Annotated in this window: 27 protein-coding genes; 1 reads left to right on the forward strand and 26 read right to left on the reverse strand. The window is 70.4% G+C overall.

Going from position 1 to position 18,378, the window contains the following annotated elements; all coding sequences use genetic code 11:
* Positions 1–218 precede the first annotated feature (218 nt).
* The 16 genes from ABT340_RS35810 to ABT340_RS35885 all read right to left on the reverse strand — a co-directional run bounded on the left by ABT340_RS35810 (position 219) and on the right by ABT340_RS35885 (position 12,120).
* Entirely contained in the window at positions 219–722 is a 504-nt protein-coding gene (locus ABT340_RS35810; RefSeq protein ID WP_352015344.1) for a hypothetical protein, read from the reverse strand.
* A 21-nt stretch (positions 723–743) separates the two neighbouring features.
* Positions 744–1,175, reverse strand: coding sequence for an HK97 gp10 family phage protein (locus tag ABT340_RS35815; protein ID WP_352015345.1), 432 nt, complete (start codon positions 1,173–1,175; stop codon positions 744–746).
* A gap of 4 nt (positions 1,176–1,179) precedes the next feature.
* The gene (locus ABT340_RS35820; RefSeq protein ID WP_352015346.1) at positions 1,180–1,641 is read right to left on the reverse strand and encodes a hypothetical protein; all 462 of its coding nucleotides are present in this window, start codon (positions 1,639–1,641) and stop codon (positions 1,180–1,182) included.
* A gap of 10 nt (positions 1,642–1,651) precedes the next feature.
* Positions 1,652–2,485, reverse strand: coding sequence for a head-tail connector protein (locus ABT340_RS35825; protein ID WP_352015347.1), 834 nt, complete (start codon positions 2,483–2,485; stop codon positions 1,652–1,654).
* A complete protein-coding gene (locus ABT340_RS35830; RefSeq protein ID WP_352015348.1) occupies positions 2,482–3,627 on the reverse strand; it encodes a hypothetical protein in 1,146 nt (381 codons plus the stop codon). Before ABT340_RS35830 ends, ABT340_RS35825 begins: the two co-directional genes overlap by 4 nt.
* Positions 3,628–3,651: 24 nt before the next feature.
* The gene (locus tag ABT340_RS35835; protein WP_352015349.1) at positions 3,652–4,305 is read right to left on the reverse strand and encodes a hypothetical protein; all 654 of its coding nucleotides are present in this window, start codon (positions 4,303–4,305) and stop codon (positions 3,652–3,654) included.
* A gap of 13 nt (positions 4,306–4,318) precedes the next feature.
* The gene (locus ABT340_RS35840) at positions 4,319–4,576 is read right to left on the reverse strand and encodes a hypothetical protein (RefSeq protein WP_352015350.1); all 258 of its coding nucleotides are present in this window, start codon (positions 4,574–4,576) and stop codon (positions 4,319–4,321) included.
* A gap of 63 nt (positions 4,577–4,639) precedes the next feature.
* Positions 4,640–5,044: a hypothetical protein gene (locus ABT340_RS35845; RefSeq protein WP_352015351.1), complete on the reverse strand. Its 405-nt coding sequence runs from the start codon at positions 5,042–5,044 to the stop codon at positions 4,640–4,642.
* Positions 5,041–5,319, reverse strand: a complete 279-nt coding sequence (locus ABT340_RS35850; RefSeq protein WP_352015352.1) for a hypothetical protein — start codon at positions 5,317–5,319, stop codon at positions 5,041–5,043. The genes ABT340_RS35845 and ABT340_RS35850 overlap by 4 nt, the downstream gene beginning before the upstream one ends.
* 56 nt (positions 5,320–5,375) lie before the next feature.
* Complete coding sequence (locus ABT340_RS35855; RefSeq protein ID WP_352015353.1) at positions 5,376–6,860, reverse strand: phage major capsid protein; 1,485 nt, start codon at positions 6,858–6,860, stop codon at positions 5,376–5,378.
* The gene (locus ABT340_RS35860; RefSeq protein WP_352015354.1) at positions 6,860–7,834 is read right to left on the reverse strand and encodes an HK97 family phage prohead protease; all 975 of its coding nucleotides are present in this window, start codon (positions 7,832–7,834) and stop codon (positions 6,860–6,862) included. Before ABT340_RS35860 ends, ABT340_RS35855 begins: the two co-directional genes overlap by 1 nt.
* Before the next feature lie 25 nt (positions 7,835–7,859).
* Positions 7,860–9,230 carry a phage portal protein gene (locus ABT340_RS35865; RefSeq protein WP_352015355.1) on the reverse strand — a complete coding sequence of 457 codons (1,371 nt, stop codon included), beginning with the start codon at positions 9,228–9,230 and terminating at the stop codon, positions 7,860–7,862.
* Positions 9,230–9,451 carry a hypothetical protein gene (locus tag ABT340_RS35870; RefSeq protein ID WP_352015356.1) on the reverse strand — a complete coding sequence of 74 codons (222 nt, stop codon included), beginning with the start codon at positions 9,449–9,451 and terminating at the stop codon, positions 9,230–9,232. Before ABT340_RS35870 ends, ABT340_RS35865 begins: the two co-directional genes overlap by 1 nt.
* A 13-nt stretch (positions 9,452–9,464) precedes the next feature.
* Positions 9,465–10,982 (reverse strand): terminase large subunit domain-containing protein, encoded by a 1,518-nt coding sequence (locus ABT340_RS35875; RefSeq protein ID WP_352015357.1) that lies wholly within the window; start codon positions 10,980–10,982, stop codon positions 9,465–9,467.
* Positions 10,963–11,409, reverse strand: a complete 447-nt coding sequence (locus ABT340_RS35880) for a hypothetical protein (protein WP_352015358.1) — start codon at positions 11,407–11,409, stop codon at positions 10,963–10,965. The genes ABT340_RS35875 and ABT340_RS35880 overlap by 20 nt, the downstream gene beginning before the upstream one ends.
* 381 nt (positions 11,410–11,790) lie before the next feature.
* On the reverse strand, positions 11,791–12,120 hold the full coding sequence (locus ABT340_RS35885) for an HNH endonuclease (RefSeq protein WP_352015359.1): 330 nt from the start codon (positions 12,118–12,120) through the stop codon (positions 11,791–11,793).
* 253 nt (positions 12,121–12,373) lie between these two features.
* Here ABT340_RS35885 and ABT340_RS35890 point away from each other — a divergent pair, with 253 nt between their 5' ends.
* Positions 12,374–12,691: a hypothetical protein gene (locus ABT340_RS35890; RefSeq protein ID WP_352015360.1), complete on the forward strand. Its 318-nt coding sequence runs from the start codon at positions 12,374–12,376 to the stop codon at positions 12,689–12,691.
* Positions 12,692–12,812: 121 nt separating this feature from the next.
* Here ABT340_RS35890 and ABT340_RS35895 read toward each other — a convergent pair whose 3' ends face one another.
* The 10 genes from ABT340_RS35895 to ABT340_RS35940 all read right to left on the reverse strand — a co-directional run.
* The gene (locus ABT340_RS35895) at positions 12,813–12,959 is read right to left on the reverse strand and encodes a hypothetical protein (protein ID WP_352015361.1); all 147 of its coding nucleotides are present in this window, start codon (positions 12,957–12,959) and stop codon (positions 12,813–12,815) included.
* 63 nt (positions 12,960–13,022) lie between these two features.
* A complete protein-coding gene (locus tag ABT340_RS35900) occupies positions 13,023–13,895 on the reverse strand; it encodes a hypothetical protein (RefSeq protein ID WP_352015362.1) in 873 nt (290 codons plus the stop codon).
* Between the two features lie 24 nt (positions 13,896–13,919).
* Positions 13,920–14,513, reverse strand: coding sequence for a hypothetical protein (locus ABT340_RS35905; protein ID WP_352015363.1), 594 nt, complete (start codon positions 14,511–14,513; stop codon positions 13,920–13,922).
* The gene (locus ABT340_RS35910) at positions 14,510–14,812 is read right to left on the reverse strand and encodes a hypothetical protein (RefSeq protein ID WP_352015364.1); all 303 of its coding nucleotides are present in this window, start codon (positions 14,810–14,812) and stop codon (positions 14,510–14,512) included. The genes ABT340_RS35905 and ABT340_RS35910 overlap by 4 nt, the downstream gene beginning before the upstream one ends.
* Positions 14,809–15,417, reverse strand: coding sequence for a zinc finger domain-containing protein (locus ABT340_RS35915; RefSeq protein ID WP_352015365.1), 609 nt, complete (start codon positions 15,415–15,417; stop codon positions 14,809–14,811). Before ABT340_RS35915 ends, ABT340_RS35910 begins: the two co-directional genes overlap by 4 nt.
* On the reverse strand, positions 15,414–16,532 hold the full coding sequence (locus ABT340_RS35920; RefSeq protein WP_352015366.1) for a hypothetical protein: 1,119 nt from the start codon (positions 16,530–16,532) through the stop codon (positions 15,414–15,416). The genes ABT340_RS35915 and ABT340_RS35920 overlap by 4 nt, the downstream gene beginning before the upstream one ends.
* Positions 16,493–16,783, reverse strand: a complete 291-nt coding sequence (locus ABT340_RS35925) for an HNH endonuclease (protein ID WP_352015367.1) — start codon at positions 16,781–16,783, stop codon at positions 16,493–16,495. The genes ABT340_RS35920 and ABT340_RS35925 overlap by 40 nt, the downstream gene beginning before the upstream one ends.
* 144 nt (positions 16,784–16,927) lie before the next feature.
* Positions 16,928–17,137, reverse strand: coding sequence for a hypothetical protein (locus tag ABT340_RS35930; protein WP_352015368.1), 210 nt, complete (start codon positions 17,135–17,137; stop codon positions 16,928–16,930).
* Positions 17,138–17,185: 48 nt separating this feature from the next.
* Positions 17,186–18,196 carry an RNA polymerase sigma factor gene (locus tag ABT340_RS35935; RefSeq protein ID WP_352015369.1) on the reverse strand — a complete coding sequence of 337 codons (1,011 nt, stop codon included), beginning with the start codon at positions 18,194–18,196 and terminating at the stop codon, positions 17,186–17,188.
* On the reverse strand, positions 18,196–18,378 hold a 183-nt coding region (locus ABT340_RS35940; RefSeq protein WP_352015370.1), incomplete at its 5' end, for a hypothetical protein. The genes ABT340_RS35940 and ABT340_RS35935, both read right to left, overlap by 1 nt.

Genomic DNA, 18,378 nt, shown 5'->3' on the forward strand with positions numbered 1-18,378 from the left:
TCGTCCTGCAATGCAGAAGCCCCGGCAGGCGCCGGGGCTTCTGAGGTCTGGTCGGATGTGCCGTCCGGGTCGAGGACCGGCGGCGGGGGTGGCGGGGGTGGGTCGGTCTGCTCCCACCCGGCCCGCTGATGCTGCGCCAGGGACGACGCGGGCACCTCGACCGGCGGGGAATCCGGCAGTCGCGGGTGCGAGATCCACACGGTCTCCATGAGCACCCCCTACGAGCTCGCGCCGACGATGTGGATGTCGTACGTCACGCTCGTCCCGGCGCCGCTGTTGACGATGTTCAGCAGGTCACCGGTACCGGCCGTCACGACCACCCCAGCCGCGCTCGGGTCGTACCAGAACAGCATCCCGCCCGGCTTCACCGCGATGCCGTCGCTGGCCGCCAGGAACAGGGGCACGCCATTCGAGCCGGGCATGACGACGTTGACGTTGTTCGTGTTGCCCGCCGCGGCGAGCACGACGACCATCTTGATCCGGGCGAACGTCAGCGTCGTGCCGAACGGGCCGGTCAGCGATCCGGCCAGGTCGAGGGCGTCACTGCCGGACGCGGCGATCGTGCGCTGATCGGACCACAGTATGTCGGCCTGGCCCGCGCCCGCACCCTGCTTCAAATTCATCTGCTTGGCGAACTTGACGAGGTTCGTCGGCGTTGAAAGATCCAGCGGCGAGGTCAATTCGCCCTCTAGCTGGAAAAACGACTGCAGCCTGAAGGTCATCTGGTTTCCTTTCTCGGAAGCTCACCGGAAGCCCTGCTCGCGGGCGACCTGGTCCACCGCGGCGGCCGCCGCGTCCAGCACCCCGCCCATCCCCGCCTCGGCCGCCGGCGCCAGATACGGGCGCGTTGCCTGAGTCACCCAGCGCTTCCGGTCGCCGAAGAACGGGTGCCGGAAGGTGCCCTTACCGGTGATGCCTTCGTACATTCGCGCGATCGGCGCCTTCGTCTGGCGGGCACGGACATACACGCCTGGATTACGTGCGCTCACCCGAACGCCCAAGGTGATCGCCGCAGGAATGCGGCGCGACCAGGAGGCTCGCCTCCGTGCGTCGGCGGCGATCGGCTCGGCCGCCGCCTTCAGCGCGGGCCGTATCGCTTTACGCAGCTCAGGCGGGATCTTCCCCAAGTCCTTGGCCAGCTTGCGGATCTCCTCGGCTGGGTTTCCCGTCGCCATGCCGTCACGCCTCCGTGAACGCGTCGACGTGCACGATGAACCGGATCGTGCACACCGGCCCCGCCTGCGTCTGGTCGGCCACCATGTCGAGGGTCGACATGCGAGCCATCATCACCGCCCCGCCCAGGCGCGAGTCTTCCGCCAGCTCCCGGCGGAACCCCTCCACGAGTTCGAAGGCTCGCAGCCTGGTCGTGCGCGCGTCCGGAAGCCCGTCACGGTACGCGTCACCGCGCCACGCCGACGCCATACACATGACGTCGTAGCGCTCCAGGTCCGGCTGCATGTCCAGCTGCTCCCGGGTCAGCGTGCTGCGCACGTCCGACTCCTCTGGGGAACCGCTGTAGCCGATCGCGATCACGTCATCGCGGACCTCGGTCGTCGGGCCGCCGTCGAGGACCTGCACGTCCGGCCACGCCCGAACGGCGATCGCGACGAGGGCATCGAGCGCCGCAGGAATCGTGGACATGGTGCCCCTCTCAGCCGACCAGCGGCTCGTCGTGCTCCTGGTGCTTTTTCAGGCCCAGCAGCTCCATCACCCTGAAAGGCATGGCAAATGGCCTGACGGACGCCGTGATGGCGTCCGTCTCGCCGAGCGCGGGCCTGCTGCCGGCCTGGTTGTGCTGCGACCCCCGCCACAGGTGCGCGACCAGCTCGAGGGCGGCCATCCGAAAGTTGGGCGGCAGCGGTGTGCGACCCGCCCGGTAGGTGACCCGCACCCGACCGCCGAAGCTGCCGGTGTGCCGCAGCACGCCCTCCGAGCCGTCCAGCCACCAGCCCGCCGTCCCGGCCACCCCATCGGCCGCCGGGAGCACCTCACCCCCGGGGAGCCGCTCCACCGTGGTGACCGCGATGACCGGACGCTTCGGGAGGATGATCGTGTTGCTGTACCGGGTGACGTCGTGGGTGAAGGTGGCCGGGGTGACCTGGCCCATCCGGTCAGTGATCATCTGGCAGGCGGTGACCACGAAGGCCTGCAGCTGGTCGTCGTCCTCGGTCGTCGTCTTGCGCATGTGCGCCTTCGCGTCCGCTACCGAGACGAACCCCGCCTCGCTCCACTGAGCCGCGACATCGAAGGTCTCCTCGTCGGAGCCTGCTGGGCCCGTCGTCACCCACCGGGCGATGTGCTGCCCGGCCTGCGTCGGCGCGTAGTCGTAGTGGTACAGGCCGACGCCGTCGGCGACCGGCGACAGTGGAGTGACGGTGCCGTCCGGGAGCATCACGGAAAGCGCGATCGACGCGGGCGTCGTCAGCACCCCGCCGACACGCACCTCCTGCGTGAGCCGTACGGCGGCACCGAACGCGTAAGTCACTCGACCCCTCCTCGGAAGGACGCCAGCGGGCGAGACCCGGATGTGAGACGAGCAGGCGCGAGCCCGACCGTGAGATCCATGCGGGCGGCCAGCAGCAGCACTCCGCGCCCGGCCGCCCCGGCGACCCGGCGCGGCGCCCCAGCCCCCGCCAAGAGAAAACCGGCCGAACTTGCCGACGTCGCCCGATGCCCATTCGCCGCGGCGCCCGTCAGCGCGACGCCACCGACGCTCGACGGCGCCGCGACGTGCCGCGCCGACGCAGAACCAGCGATGGCCAGCGGCGCCAGGTCGGCGACGCGGGAGACCTTCGCGGCGACGCCCCGGCCGACCGCGGCCAGAGAGGAGATGCCGGCCACGGCCCGGCTGATCGCCTGCGCGTGACGGCCGCTCAGCAGCACGTAGGGCGCGCCTGCCGCCACGGTGACCTTGCGAACCACTCCGGAGCCGGCCAGGACCGCGCCCGTCACCCCGATCATGGGGGCGACCTTGCGGGTGGCGCTCGCGCCCGCGATGCTCACGGCCGCCCGGCCGATGATGGGAGCGGCTTTCCGCGCCCCCGCCGCCCCGGCGAGTGTGAAGCCCCCGTAGGCGGTGACGGCGGACGCCGACGTGTCCGTCAGCGTGCTGGACGACAATCCCGCAGTGCCATCCCACGATGCACCAGCGGAGTCGCCATCGAAGTAGGCGTCAAGGGTCCCGGCCTCTTCGATCAAGACGGCGGTGAAATCCCCCGGGCTGATCGGGAAATTGATGCCATCGATGATGACGCGAGCCGCGACGGCGCCTTCAGGGGCGACAGCCGTGACGCTGATGCGCGTCACCGTGTTGAAAGGGGCGGACCAGCTCGCGGCTGGGTAGCCGAAGCCGGTGCCAGAGCCGTTGATCCACTCGATGTAGATGCTGCCCGAATTGACCTGGAAAGTATTGCTCCGCGCGTAGGCCGACACCGTGTAGGTCGCGCCCACCGTGACCGCCCCAGTGGAAGTCGCCGCACTGGAGGCGAAGGTCCCGCTTGCGTACTCGGCGGCCCAGGGCCGGACAAATCCGGTGACCGCCGTACGGGTCGGTGCGGCACCTCCGCCCCACCCAGTGGCGTCCACCGACAGCGCAGGATTGGTGCAGAGATTGCGCCGGGTGGCCATACCGCGCCCCTTCCCCTACCGGGTTCAGATGCCGGTGGCGTCCAGGACCAGGGCGCCGATGGCCACCGTGATCTGCCCCTGCGAGCCGAAGACCTCGGGGACGACCCTCTGGAAGAAACCTTCACCACCGCCGACCGCGGTGATGTCCACCGCCGACCCGCCGAAGGTGGCGCTCACCTTGAAGGTGTTCGTGGTCGACCCGACGACGTAGTAGACGGTGCCTTCTGTGAGGCCCGTCGGCAGCGACTCGGAGAAGACGTTGAACAGCTGCACCCTGTCGCCGTCGGCCAGCCCGTGCGCGACGGACAAGAGCTGGTCGTTCGTCAGCGTGGTGTCCACGCTGAAGAAGCCCTTCACCGACCCGTTGAGCGGCAGGTAGCCAAGGTAGGTGTTCGTGTTGCCCGAGCTCGCATTGAACAGCAGCAGGAAGCCGTAGCTGCCCGCGGGTACGTCGAATGTCAGCGCACCGCTGTTGGCCTTCTGGCCGCCGGAGGCCGCGCCCCACGTGACCGCCTGCCGGGCGTACGCTGGGGATCCGCCGGTCGCCTCGGTGCCCGCGTAGTTCGTGCCCGTTCCCGGGTCGGTCAGGTTGCCGACGCCGATGTGGGTGATGGCGCCAGATACGGATTCGTCGAGCCCGTCGAGGGCCTTGTTCTTGCCGAGGTCGTTGAACGGCACCGCGGATCACCTCTCAGGCGGGAGCGCCGCTGATCGGGGGCAGCGTCGCGACGGTAAGGGACTCGGGGTGGGTTGTCTCCAGGCGAGCGCCTTCCTCGTCGAGGTCCCACACCTCGTACGAAGCGCTGCGGTCAGGCCACACCGTGAGTCTGGGGCCCCGGGTCCGGTCGATCTCTTCGGCGGCCAGCCACTCCGTGAAGAGATCCTGGGGAGGGGAGTGCAGGATGCCCGCCATGGTGGCAGGGCCAGCGACCAGGTACGGATCAGACATGGAACTCCTGTAGTGAGATGGCGGGGCCGCCGCTCGCGCCGGCGGCCCCACGACCTTGTGGCCCTACGGCCTCTGAACCGGCCTCACGCCGAGCAGAACCAGCGCGTCCACGTACCCGCCGGTTGTCGCGGTGGCCGTGGTGAGCACCGGGCGGATGTACCGCTTGGAGCCGACGTAGCCGATCTCCCACAACTTGTTGTCGTCGGACCCGCCAATGGCCGGCGGCGCGCCCTGAAGATCGGCAGTGGCTACGGCGGTCCAGTCGGTGCCGTTGTCGGACTCCTCGACGGTCACCGTGTGCGTCCCATCGGTGATCGCGCCACTGTGGACCACGATCATCGCCGACCTGAACCACACGCCCGCCTGGAGCCGATCCACGGCCGTACCGTTCACCGCGCCGTTCGTACGCTGCGCGCCCGGAGCGATCACCTGCACGACCTTGACGCTGTTGTAGACGGTTCGCCTCACTCCTCCGCCTCCTTACCGGTCTCGCCCTTACCCTCGGACGCCTTGCCGCGAGCGCGGCCGGGCCGTACACCGCTGATCGAGCGGCGCTCGCCCGGTGCCGCGGTGGCCTGCTCAACGGCCGGTTCCCGCCGAGCCAGGTGCGTCTCCACGGGCTCGAACAGATGCTCACGGCCGACCAGCAACGGGTCGCCGTCCTCGACCAGGTGGCCGACCGGAACGACCCTCGGCACACCGTCCACCACGGCGGCGAACGAGGAGGTACTGCGCTTGATCATCAGATTTCCTCCCGGCGGGCGGGCGACCTCCCGGCCGCCCGCACCGCTTTCGCAGATCAGGCGGTCGTGGCCAGGTTCAGCAGACGCATCCCGCCGTCGTGGACCGAGTCGGCCCCGACGCGGTACCAGGCGTACCAGCCGCGCTGGCCGGTCGGCCGACGGTTGGCGCCGACCAGGTGCGGCAGGAACTCCACGCTCATGCCGATCCTGTCGGCGATGACGTAGTTGGACAGGTCGCCGAAGACGGCGATGTAGTTGTTCGCGGTCGCGGAGGTGTTCCACGTGCCGTCCATGTCCTCGGCTTCCAGGGCCGGGTAGCCCAGCAGCTCGTTCGGCTGGCCGTTGCCGATGCGCTCCCACAGCTGCGCGCCGCCGCTGGTGTCGAACTGCCTGATGAGGTTGTAGATCCTCTTGTTGGCCACCCAGGAGGCCATCGACCGGTAGCGGGCGGGCAGTGACTCCTCCATCTTGTAGATGTCGGCTGCCGCGAACGTCTCCGGCGTGGTGGGCGCCACCTCACTGGCACCACCCGCCAGAGCGGTCACGATGCCGGTCGGCTTGCCGGACCCGTCGCCGGTGGCGAACGCCGCCGCCTCCAGCGTGTCCTTGCCCGCCGCGAGCAGCCGGCCGACCTCCGTGGTGACGTTGGCCTCGTCGCTCAGGGCCTCGATGCTGATCGGGACGAAGCCGTCGGCCTTGTGGATCTGGACCGTGGGCTGGTCAAAGGTCGGCGAGTTGTCCCCCGCCTCGGTGCCCTCGGCCGCCCACCGCCAGGTCACCTCGCCCGCGCTGACGCCGTGCCACACGTCGCCGGTGGCGACCACGTTGCGGGCCGCCCGGCGGATGTCGCTCTTGGATCCGCTGGAGGTGAGGATGATGGTCGGGTCGAGCTGGAAGGGGACGAGATACCCCCCGGCCGAGTCCGTGAGGCTCATCGCGCGCTCCAGGGCACGCTGCTCCTCCGGGGTGATCATGTGGCCGAGGCCGCGGGCCATCTTGCTCCAGGCCCTCAGGTACTCCGGCGAGCTCGTGGCCAGGCACATGCGGGCGATGCTGCCCGCCTCGTCGTCGAACCGCTCCAGGATGTCCGTGGCGGTCGACCGGATCGCGTCGTTCGCGCCGCGCATCTTGGTGATGGCGCACAGAGCGCGGGCGCGCAGTTCGGCACCGACCTCCTCCTTGCTGCGCCCCCAGGTCCGAACGTCTGACAGGTCCCACGGGTTGCGGAACCTCAGGTCGTCGACGCTGTCGGGGTGCAGGATCGGGTCGGCGTCGTACCCGTCGGCGCCGTACGGCGTGCCGCGCTCGATTTTCAGGGCGGCCGGGCCGCGCTCGGTCGCGGTGGCCGCAGCCCGCACCCGCTCCAGCGCGCTCTTGCGCTCCAGCTGGCGGCGGTGGTTGTCGACCTCGGCGAACTCGCGGGTGAGCTCGTCGAAGGTCTGCTCGTCTTCGGCGGTGAGCTCCGGCTTCTCGCCGAGCCGCTCCAGCTCGGCCTTGATGTCCTTCAGGCGGATCACCGCCTGCTGGTGGGACAGCTCCACTACGTCTCCTTCGGAATGGTCGCCAGCCGCTCCGCCATCAGGCCCGCGATCTCGCGGATCTGGCCTCGGAGCCGGTCGGCATTCGGTGGGGGCGCCGACGGGTGCCCACCGGGGGGCGGCGCGTCGGGAGACGTCGGCGGGTGCTCGTCAGGGAGCGGCGCGCCCTCGTCATGAAGAAGCCCCGCGCGTTGGCGGGGCTCAGGGGCGGACGGGTGCCCATCATCGGGCGGCGCGTCCGAAGCCTGGTCGCCGAAGAGGATGGCGCGGGCCACCTCACGGCGGGTGTCCGGGTCGCCCAGGTCCTCGATGCCGGAGGCCGGGCGGGGAATCGTCTCGCGGGCCAGCGACGCGCGCACCTCGTGCGCCAGGACCCGGTCACGGCCGATCAGCTCAGCGACCTCACGGGCGCGCACACCCACACTGGTGCCCGCGTAGGCAGGAAAGACCACTGGCCCGAGTTCGGCGACCCGCAGCTCGATCAGCTCCCTCTGAAGGGGGCCGCGCTCGCCTGGGTCCCAGAGCAGGCGGCCAAGCTCGTCCTCTCTGACGAGTTTGCCGTTGACGTCGCGCCACTCCTCACGGATCACCGTGAAGCGGAAGCTCATGCCGTCGATGGAGCCCTCGGCGATCGCCTGACGGACCGGCTCGACGAGCCAGTTGTCCGACAGGCGAGCGGAGACCGCCAAGCCCTGATCGTCCTCGCGCAGGTCATGGATGGCGCCGATGGGGATGGAGCCGATGAGGGGGTGATGGCCATGGTCAAACTGCAGGACCGGTGTCCGCTCCCGGATGCTCTTACGGAAGGCGCCTTTCCTGATCGACTCGTCGAACATGCCCTCCCATGAGTCGATGCGGGTCGCCTGGCCGAAAACGGCCGCGTAGCCGTGCAGAGTCAGGCCGTCGTCGGTGTCGTCGCCTTCGGCGCGGACGATCTCGAACGGAACCGACCTGAGCAGTCCCTCGCGTGCGCTCACGTCCTCGTCCTCTCCTCGTCGAGGCTCATCCGGTGCCTCCTTCGTCGCCAGCACCGATGGCCGGCGCCGTGCTCGTTCCGGGCGGCTGCAGCTGCACGGAGTACAGGCCGCTGTGCTCCAGCAGCGACATGTCGTCGGCCTCCACGGCCGCCTTGACCGAGTCCGAGGTGTAGCCCGCATCTCCCAGCGTCCTGATGGTGGCGGCCCGGATCTGCTGGATCTCGGCGGCGTCCTTGGCGTCCTCGCGAAGGAACGGCACATCCCTGGTGTCGAACCACAGCCGAGCACCCGGAGGCGGAGAGACGATCTGCTGCAGACTCCCAGCGGCCGAAGACCACAGTGCATGCATGGTGCCGTCGGCGAACTGCCTGCGCGCCTGGCCGAAGTTGCCGGCGTTCAGACTTGACCCCTGCAAGCCCTCGGAGAAGCCGACGATCGTCACCGGGACGCCGGCGGCGGCCGCCAGTCTGGTCTCGCCCCGACCTTGGACCCCAGTGAACGCCATCTGGTCGAAGTTGGCGCCGACCACGGTCACGTCGGCGCCGCCGCCCACCATCAACGTTCTGTAGGCGTTCTCCACACCCTCGTGCCGCTCCCGGAACTTCGCGACGAAGCGCTCCATCATGTCGGGCTTCACCGCGGCGTCCAAGCTGATGACCATGTTCGGCGTCGCGCCGTTCTCGAAGAACTTCCGCTGATGGACCTGCATGAGCTTGTCGTTCTGCAGCTCCCGCAGGACCGGCGTCAGCCACGACATACCGCGGTAGGTGGCCAGCGGGTCCGGCTCCATCGTGAAGTGGCACACCTCGTCCGGCAGCAGCGGGATTCCGCCACCGTCCCCGTAGCCGAGGCCGCCCTCCTGGTACAGGTAGCCGATCCGGCGATAGCCAAGGGTGCCGCCACGGAACTGGCGCGGCTCCAGCACGATGCTCACCCAGTCGGGCCGCAGCCTCACCAGCTCGCCACCAACCCGGGTGAAGTACGAATTACCTGTCAGGTCCAGGTCCACGATCATGGCGGTGAGCAGATCCTGGGTGGTCCCGCCCACCCAGGGCGTCTCCAGCAGCGACAGATCGGAGTTCCCGAAGAACTTTCCAGGCCGGCCGTTGCCGCCACGCACCTGCTGCCAGACCAGCCGCACCGAGGAGAACACGCGCATCCGCACGGCCATCAGCGCGAACACCGGCCCGTGCGCGGCGTACGCCGCCGACGCCAACCCGGCCAGGTCGACCGTGATCCGCTCGGCCTGCCCGGCGATCGTCTGCTGCACTCCGCCGCCGTACAGCGCCCCGCCGTACATGAACTGGCTGACCGCCAGGGCGTACTCGTCGATTGTCGTGATCGACCGCGCCGCAGGGCGGCCCCGAGCGTTGGCGATCCGCTCCAGAACACTCATCAGCGCCGCGCACCCCTGCCGCGTTCATCCGACGCTCCCGCAGGGCCCGACTCCCAGCCGACCCTGACCGCTGCGACCGCGAACGACGCCACGAACCACACCGCGCGAGCCGTCCAGCCGAGCGCGAGCGGCAGCGCCGCCAGGCACAGCAGGAAGAACCGCGCCGGGTCATAACCACGAGCCTGCTCGGCCACCCGCTCGACTGGGATGTTCAGGGTCACCACCGCGTCCTCCTCACACCCACGCTGCCCATGGCTCGGCCCCATCCTCGACCGGGGCGCACGCCCGCCACAGCGCCATCACGGCGGCGATGGCCAGGTCGATCTTCCGAGGGCTGTTGCGGGCGTCCTTCATGATCCGGCTGCCCCGCTGGTCCGTCTTGATCGTGCAGTTGTCGAAGTGCCGCGCCAGCCTGGGGTCTCCCGAGTGCGTGACCTGCCGATTCACGACCGCCTCATACATCCGCTGGGTGGCCGGCACCATGCGGGCAGGGCTCTGCGGGAACTCCACGATCGGCAGCCCCTCGTCTTCGAGGATCTGGTAGGTGCGCGACCACCGGTAGGGGTCGCAGCAGATCTCCCGCACACTCCACCGGCGGCACGCCTCCCGGATCGCGTCCTCCACGTCGGCGATCGGCACCCGCCAGTCCTGACCCGCCTCCGGCGGGCGTTCCCAGCACGCCGCGACGTCGATGTGCGGCACGTCGCCCACCTCCACCACCACCAGGGCCGTGCTGTCGTTGGAGAAGCTGCCGTCGAATCCGAGAACCACCTCGGCGCCGTCGGGGATCGGCCGCTCATCGGCGCACGCCGCCCAGGTACCGGTCGGCAACCACGCCTTCGCCGTGGAAACCCACTGGTTGCAGCGCTTGGTGCGGAACTCCGCCTCCGGGGTGCGCAACACCGCCGCGGCGAAGTCCTCAGCCGCCACCAGGTCGCCGTAGCCGGGGTTGGCCTGCCGCCAGGTGTCCTGGCCTCGGTGGTCGGCCGCCGCGTCGCCCGGCTCCCACCACGCCATCAGGAACGATGGGTCGTCGACCTCACCCGCGGCGACCCGCTTGCCGTACTGGTACAGGCCGTAACACAGCGAGTCCGACCCGGTGGAGTCCGTCCGCACGCCCGCCGTGGTGATCCCGACCATGAGCGGCTCGACCCGGGCGCCCATGGCCAGCGCCATCACGTCCCACAGCTCACGGGTGGGCTGCACGTGGACCTCGTCGAACAGGACCGTCGTCGGGTTCAGGCCCTCCTTGGTGAAGGCCTCCGCCGACAGGACCCGATACACCGACCCGGTCGCCGGGACCTCGATCGCGTCCCGGTAGCACTTGCAGATATCGGCGAGCTCCGGCTCCATCTCCACCATGCGGCGCGCGGTGCCGAACACGATCCGGGCCTGCTCCTTCTCGCCCGCGCAGGAGTAGACCTCGCCGCCCTCGGGGCCCATCACCAGCCCGTACAAGGCCAGGCCCGCACCGAGCGCGCTCTTGCCGTTCTTGCGGGCGACCCCGATGAGCGCCTGGCGGTGCCGGTATCGGCCGTCCGGCCGGCGCGCGAGCAGATGCCCCAGGACCTGCCGCTGCCAGCCCCGCAGGGCGATCGCCGACCCGGCGCCACCCGCCACGCTGTCCTTCGTCACCCGGCACAGCGCCTCGATGAAGTCGGCGCAGTGCTCACCGTCGCCCCGCTTCACGTCGGCGGCCGGGACCGGCGTCAGCCACCGCGGCGGCCACCCTTCAACGCTGCTTCTGGGCACGCAGCGCCTCCAGCTTCGACACTCTGGTCACCTCGGCCACGCCGAGCCGGGTCCGGGACGCCGGGTCGAACCCCAGGGCGCCGAGCGCCGCGGCGAGCTCCCGGTGGAAGGTCGCCACCATCCGGCCGTCGGCCGGCTCCCGGGTCGCCCGGTACCGGTCGCGGGCGATCGCGACATCGTCGGCCAGGCGGCACGCCTGCTCAGCCGCCTCCGCGTCGCTCTTGGGTGAGATCCAGGTGACGCCGTCCTGCCAGATCCGCTCCCACAGCCGCCGCGCTTCCAGGCCGAAGTCGGCGGGCGGTTCGGGGATGCCGTCGGCCATCGGCAGGGCGACCACGGTCGCCACGTCTGGTGTCCGGTCGGGGCGGGCGGTCCCGCGGCGGCGCTTGATCTCGTTGGGGACGGGCGGGCGACCGGCGGGTGCCATAAGTCACCCCCGGCCCGGAATCGAGAATTTCGACGATAAAAGTGCAAGCACGAAACACGGGTCAGGTCGCGCTGCTCTGGCTTACGTGACCGCCCCACCCCCCTGGGGGTACTCCCTGGGTGTGTATGTCCGCTTTCGCATGGTTCGGAGAGTCGATCGTGATCTTGCGATCCGCTCTCGGCTCAACGGGCGAAGCGCTCGTGCTCGCTGGCTCGACGCGAGCGTTGGTGAGCGACCACACGTCCTGCCGTGCGGGACGGGTGGGCGGCTGGCGGGTGGGTGGAGCGGGGGCGGGACCCTGGGGTGGGGGTGGCCGCCCCTCAGGGCCGCGGCGGTCCGCTGAACCGCTTCGGATCGCCGCGGACGTTGATCCGATGAGCGTCAGCGTCCATGCTGACGCTTGCCGTAGTTGCAGCGCTGACACTCGGGTTGGTAGTTGTCCAGCTCGTTCGTTCCGCCGTCGACGCGGGCGATGATGTGGCCTGCGGTCAGCGGGTTGTCCTCGGTCGGTGGGAGTCCGCAGATCGCGCACGTTGTGGCGTCTGTGAGGACGAGCTTGGCTGCCTGCTGGTGGGACCACCCGAGTCCGCGCTCGGTGGTGGTTCCGCGTGCTGCGTCGCGTGCTCGGTCCTGCTGGGTGGTGCAGGGGCCGCAGCGTGGCCCGGTCCCCCGATGTAGCCCCCGGCAGGTGAGGCACTCCCGCAGGGGCATCGCGCACCTCCTGCACCCTCGTGGCTGAGAGGTTGAGCGAGCACGGGCCGGGCGCCTCGTGCGTCCCCGGCGATGTGGCCCCGGGATGAACAGCCCGCCCGGTTCGATAGGGCGCCCCTGAAACCCTGGGCCCTGGTGCTTCGATGTACCGGCTGTGAGAACGCCCGCTCGATACGTCGCCCTGGTCGCCTTGGTCTTGCTCTCCGCCTGTGGCCAGTCGCCACCGCCACCTGCTCAGCCTGCCGCTCTGACGGTGAGCGGGACGGTAACCGTCGCGGACTTCTCCGCCGTCACGACGATGGACGAGGTCAGGTGCTCCACCCGCGGTGGCTACTCCGACATCCAGGAGGGCGCGCAGGTCGTGGTGACAGACGCCTCGTCGACCACGATCGCGCTGGGGCGGCTGGCGTACGGGTCGTGGGATCGACACAACGGGTGCGTCTTCCTCTTCAACGTCCCTGACGTCCCGGGTGGCCATCGCTTCTACGGCGTCGAGGTCAGTCACCGCGGGCGCTTGCAGTACACCGCCGAGCAGGTCGCTCAGCCGCTCGCGCTGACGATCGGTGGGTGAGAGGCGGCCCGGCCCACAGCGCTCCTCAGTCGCCGGGGCCGGGCCGCGGGGCTCACGCAGCCACGGTTGGGGGCCTGGGTGCGGAGCCGGGCGCACTCCCGCCAGGGGTGCGCGTCTGAGGTCAGGGCTCGTCGAGGTCGAGCAGTTCTCTTGCCAGCGCTCGCCGTTCGTCCGGCGTGAGCCGCACCGGCCACATCGCGGGCAGCAGCATGACGTCGTCCTCGTCGAGGATGGGGACGATAGTGAGCGGGTGCGATGTGGCGATCACGGGTGCCGTTCTCATGCGAAAGGCCCGCACTTGGCGGGCCTTCGTGTCGTAGCTGATCACAGGTTACTGATGGTGAGCAGAGCGGGCAAGTCGCTGAGCGTTCAATTCGAGGACGTCGCCTACCCGGTAGAGGGGGCGCCCGCGCTGGTCGGTGCCACGGGAGGGTAGTCGGCGCCCTTGCCCCCAGTACCGGATGGTCGAGGCGGGCACGTCCACGCCGAGTTGGTGGAGCATGCCGCTCATGGCGGTGGAGTGGGCGAGTTGGTCCTTGATGTGCTCGCGCATCCACTTCTGCCTGCCGTGGATGTCGTACTCCAGCTCGCAGGTCCGACAGGTGACGGCGCGTGCGCCAGGCGATGCGAGAAGGTCTTGGCCGCACTGGTTGCACGGCCCGGCGTAGACACGGTCCGCCGGCCGGTCGATGGCACGCCTGGCCTGCCGTACGGCGTCCGCCAGCTCGTCGACGGCCTCTTCGACGGCCGGGTGGGCGAGGAGCGCGCGCCGCTGCCGGATGAGCCACCGGGCGAGTGCGGGCAGCGTGTCGGCGGGGGTGCGGCTGGCGGCGATCCACACGCAGCTCGGGTGGTCGCAGGCCTGGCAGGTCGGCCCGGGTCGCTCGTCGTCGGCCAGGAGCACGCGGACCCACCCGACGAGCGCGCTCCGCAGGACGTCCCTGGCCTCGCGGGCCCGCTGGTCCCACGGCAGCGGGGTTCGCCGGAGGGTGAGTCCGATCTCGGGGTCGATCTCGTCGGAGGCCTCGGCCCGGCCGCCGGACGTGCCGAGTTTGGCCTGCCGGGTGAGGGCCAGGTCCAGGTGCAGGTCGAGTGAGGGCACGTCAGTGAGATCTCGGAGCAGGCCGGTGGAGCAGGCCCGGCAGACGGTGAGGTTGCCGGGCATGGTGCGGGTGCAGGTCGGGACGGGGCAGGGCAGGCTCATGGTGCTCCGTGGTGCTGGTCGGGGTCAGGCGGGCGTGAGGCGGGTGGTGTGGCGGGCGAGTGCGGCGCGTGCGGCTGCTGCGCCTCGCGCGGCTGCGGTGGCCTGTGAGCCTCGTTGAGGCTCGGGGGTGGCCCGTTGCGTGCGCGACGCGGTTCCGCCTGTCTCCGTGGCTCTCAGCGCCTCCTGGGGGCCAATGTGGGGGCGCGGCAGGGTGACGATGTACGGCCGTCCGCAGGAGGCGACCCGGTAGCGCCTGCCGTACTGGGCGGCGTGCCAGTGGAGCCGCTCGCAGAACGGGCACGTCACGACGGCGAGCTTCCTGCCGGGCTCGAATCCGTGGATGCCGACGACGACCCGCGCGACGACGTGGACGGTGACGAGGCACACCTCCACCAGGTCGGCTTGGGCGACGTGGACGCAGACGACCGAGCATCTCGGTGAGCACAGCCCTCGACCCTCGGCCTTCCCGCAGGTGAGGCACGCGGGTTCGCAGTCGAGCGCCTGGCTCTCCCGGGTCCGGCGGGGCCGGGGTGTGTGGGTGGGGCGGCGCGGCGGGCATGCGGGCTCGGCGGGTTCGTCCCAGAGCGCGGGCTGGTCGAGGACGGCGGCGCGGGTCATGCCACTCGCCTCCGCGCCGCGGCATCCGCCAGTTCGGCCTCCAGGGCGGCCCGGTGCTCGGCGGCCTGCCGTTCGGAGACGGGCGGTGCGCCGCGGGTCCAGTCGGCGAGCGTGGTGAGGGCCTGGTCGTCCGGCACCAGGGCGGCGAGAACGACGGCGAGCGCGCGCAGCTCGACGAGCCCGAGGCGGTTCAGCACGTCGTGGGAGGCGCGGTCGTCGCGGTCGTGGACGGCGGCGATGAGGCGGGTGGCAGGCCAGAGCATGCGGTCGGCCAGCTGGTCGAGGTCGGCGGTGCTCACGGCGTCGCTCCGAGGAGGACGGCGCGGCGCACGCCGTTGACGTCGCGCCACTCGGCGAGCCCGGCATCAACCAGGCGCCCTTCGTGGGCGGGGGCTCCGGGCAGGCGGCGTCCGGCGGCGTTGACGCAGGACTGGCCGACGGCGGCCCGGCAAGGCTGCCAGGGGCACGGGACCTGGTTGGCGGCGACGCGGAGCGGGTCGCGGTCGGCGCCGCGGGCCTGGGTGTACTCGGGGGTGGGTGGGGCGCCGGTGCCGGTCGCGATCGCCGCTCTGGGGATGTGCGCGCCGTTGGCGAGACGCTCGATGGAGGCCGCCAGCCGGGCCTTGTAGGCGTGGGCGTTGTCGGCGAGCTCGGCGGGCGGTGTGGGGACCGGGTGGCGGGCGATGCGCTCCTCCCGGATGCGGCGGACCTCGCTCACGATCTCGGCGAGCGAGGTGAAGGGGTGGAGTTTCACCAGCCGGTCGACGGCTTCGGCTGCGTCGTCGGGGTTGATGTCCTTGAGGGCGGCGGCGTACCAGGCGTCGGGGGTGCCGTCTTCGAGGCGTTGCTGGGGCCAGAGGCGGCCGACGTGGCGGACGAAGCGGACGGCTTCGGTGGGGGTCATGAGGCGAGTTCTCCTCTCACGGGGTCGGTGCGGGCGGCCATGGCGGCTTCGGCGGCGAGGGCGCGTTCCATGGCGGCGTCGAGGATCTGGGCGTTGCGGGATTTGCCGGGCTGGGCCGGGCGGGGGTTGGCGTTCATGACCTCGTTGACCACGGCGGGCAGCGTGCTGGGGCTGAGGCCCTTGGCGGCCCAGGCGGTCATGCCGTCGCGGACTGCGTCGGGCGGGATGCCGTCGTCGAGCAGCTGCTTGACGCGTTTGCCGAGTTGGCCAAGGACGTCGCTGGGGGGCCGGTGGCGGCAGGTGTCGATGTATTCGGCGACGAGGGTCTGCGCGGTGACGGCGGCGGCGGGGTGTTCGTCGGCGGCACCGGGCGGGGCGGGCGCGCGGCGCGGCGGAGCCGTGCCCGCCGAAGGCGGAACGGGCTCGGGACTGGGATTGGGGTTTAGCACCGTAGTACGTACATCAACCCGTTCCCAGCGCGCGCCCGCGCGCGAGCCATCGTTTGCTACGGGTTTGCCATCGGATTCATGGCAAGTGGATGGCAAATTGCCATCGCCGGATGGCAACGAGCCATCGGTTTGCCAATCACCCCCTTCACCTGCCGGAGAAGAGGGTGCACGAGGGGGGCCAGTAGGCCCTTCGCCGCCCTGCTCGGCATGGGTTGCCATCGGTTTGCCATGGCTTTTGCCATCGCCCGATGGCAAATTGCCATCCATTTGCCTATTTCCCCAGCGTGCGGCCGCTCCTTTTTTTCCGGCCGCCGACCTCGCGGCGCTCACCTCCTTGTCGGGGAGGTACTCGGCGAAGTCGTGGATCATCCACCCGTCGTCGACCTGGTCCCAGAGCCTGACGTGAACGAGGAGGGAGGCCAGGTCCTTGCCGTCGGCGCCGGCGAAGCGGCGGGGCAGGGTGGTGGGGATGAAGCCGGGGACCTTGCCCTTCTTACGGGTGTTGCGGTGGGCGTAGGTCAGGCACAGCGTCCACAGGCCGACCGCCGCAACCCCTTGGTCCATGTCGAGCAGGGCGAGCACTTTCTCGTGGTCGTCGAAGGCGTCGTCAACGCGGGCCCATGCCATCAGAGCTTCGCTCCCTTGCGGCTGTTGCAGGGCGAGCACAGAGCCTGAAGGTTGTTCAGGGTCGTGCTGCCGCCCTTGGAGTACGGGGTGATGTGGTCGAGTTCCAGCTGCCGAGTCACCTGGCGGGGGCGGATCTGCGCACGCTTCGGAGGGCGTTCCTCGACGGTGAAGAGGGCGAAGCTGCCGTCGTACCCCTGCGGAACGGGAGGGGCCCATCCGCATGTCCGGCACGCGAAGCCGTCGCGCCGGTAAACCTCCAGTCGGAGGCTGGCGAATCGTGCGGGCCTCATCTTCTTGCGATGAGGCCTGCGGCTGAATGCCACGTTCGGTGCTCCAGTTGATCTAGTGGGTCGTTTCGGTCCGGAGCGGGGCCTGTCTTCGGTGCGCGGCCATGCCGGGGAGAGCTCCTGGCGGTGGTGTGGGCTCTGCGGCGGTCAGAACAGGGCGGCCTGCTCCGGCTCCCGCTCCTCGGGCTGCCCGTACGGTTCCTCCGTGACGGGCCCGGCTTCCTGCGCTCGCGTCCGGTGCTTCGGCGCGCACATCGTGCAGCTCAGGGCGGCGTACAGCGTCCGGCCGGGGACTCTGCCGGTGACGATCAGCACGGCGGGGCTCCTGCAGGTGGAGCAGCGCGAGATCCAGGGCATGGTGGTCTCCGCGGGGCCGGGGGCTGCTGCGGGTGTACCCGGTGTGGATCATGGCGTCACCTCCGCCTCGGGGTCTGGGGCAGGCTGGAGGATTCCTCGGACGAGACGCGACAGGTAGCCGTCGGAGAATCCGACCTCGCGAGCGATCACGGTCAGGGGTTCGCCAGCGGCCTGGCGGCGGCGGATGTCGGCGAGTTGGCTGACCGTGATGCGGCGCCGGGTTTGGACGCCTCTGGCCCGGCGGCCTCGTTGAGCTTTCTGGGCTGCGGCCTGGGTGCAGGGGCCGCATCGGCAGCCGTGGTTGCTGTAGGTGGATGCCGTGCCGTGGACGAGTTCGTGCACGGGTCGCCCTGTGCGCCGGGCTGCGACGCGGGTGACCGGGCCGCGTTTACCTCCCCCTCGTTCGGAGGGATCTGCGTACGAGCCGACTCGCCGGTCGGTCCCCCAGACCCGAGACGGCTGCTCGCCCTCGTGCCATAGCGCGAAAAAGGTGCGGCGGGCTTTGCTGACCAGCACTCTGAAGGTGGCCGGGGTGACGCCGAGCGCTTCCGCTGCCGCCCGGTAGTCGTCGTGAGCGGCGAGCGCCAGCAGGGCCTCACGGTGCCGGTCGGTCAGGCGGGGCCAGATCTGCCACAGCGCCGTGGCATCCACTACCCGCTCTTCAGGTGAGGGCGTGTGCCTGCCGAGGCCGGTCCAGTAGGCCGCGAACCGGGGCGCCTGGCCGCTGGCGTAGCGGAGGCTACGACCGTGGTGGCGCATGTCGATACGGAGGTGCTCGGCGATCGCTGCTTGCCCGGCAGCGATCAGCTCACCAGGCTCAGGAGGCTGGTCTGCGGCGTAGAGAGCTTCAGTGATCGCTGACCAGGCGACTTCGTGCCGGGTGTGGTAGTCGAGGCTGCCGCCGAAGGTGCGGCCCATCGAGAACCTGGTGAGGCGCTGCAAGTCGGCCAGGTTGTAGCCGTACCTGAGGGTGTGGACATCCTCCGGCGCCGGCGTCCAGGCCGGGTCGTCGTTGTCGTCACGGTCCCAAGGCGCAACGTAATAGGTGAGCTGGGCCATCAGCGCCTCCCTGCAGACTCAGCGGCAGCGGTGTGACACTCCTCGTGGCGGACGCAGAAGTGCAGCCCGGCGAAGGTCACTCCGCCCGGCATCCACGACAAGCACGCCAGCGCGGTGACGGCTTCGACGAACGTGTCGACGCAGTGCCTGCCGCCGAACTGCAGCTGATCGCCGTACTGGCC

It is taken from the genome of Streptosporangium sp. NPDC000239 (assembly GCF_040300765.1).
Taxonomy (GTDB): Bacteria; Actinomycetota; Actinomycetes; order Streptosporangiales; family Streptosporangiaceae; genus Streptosporangium.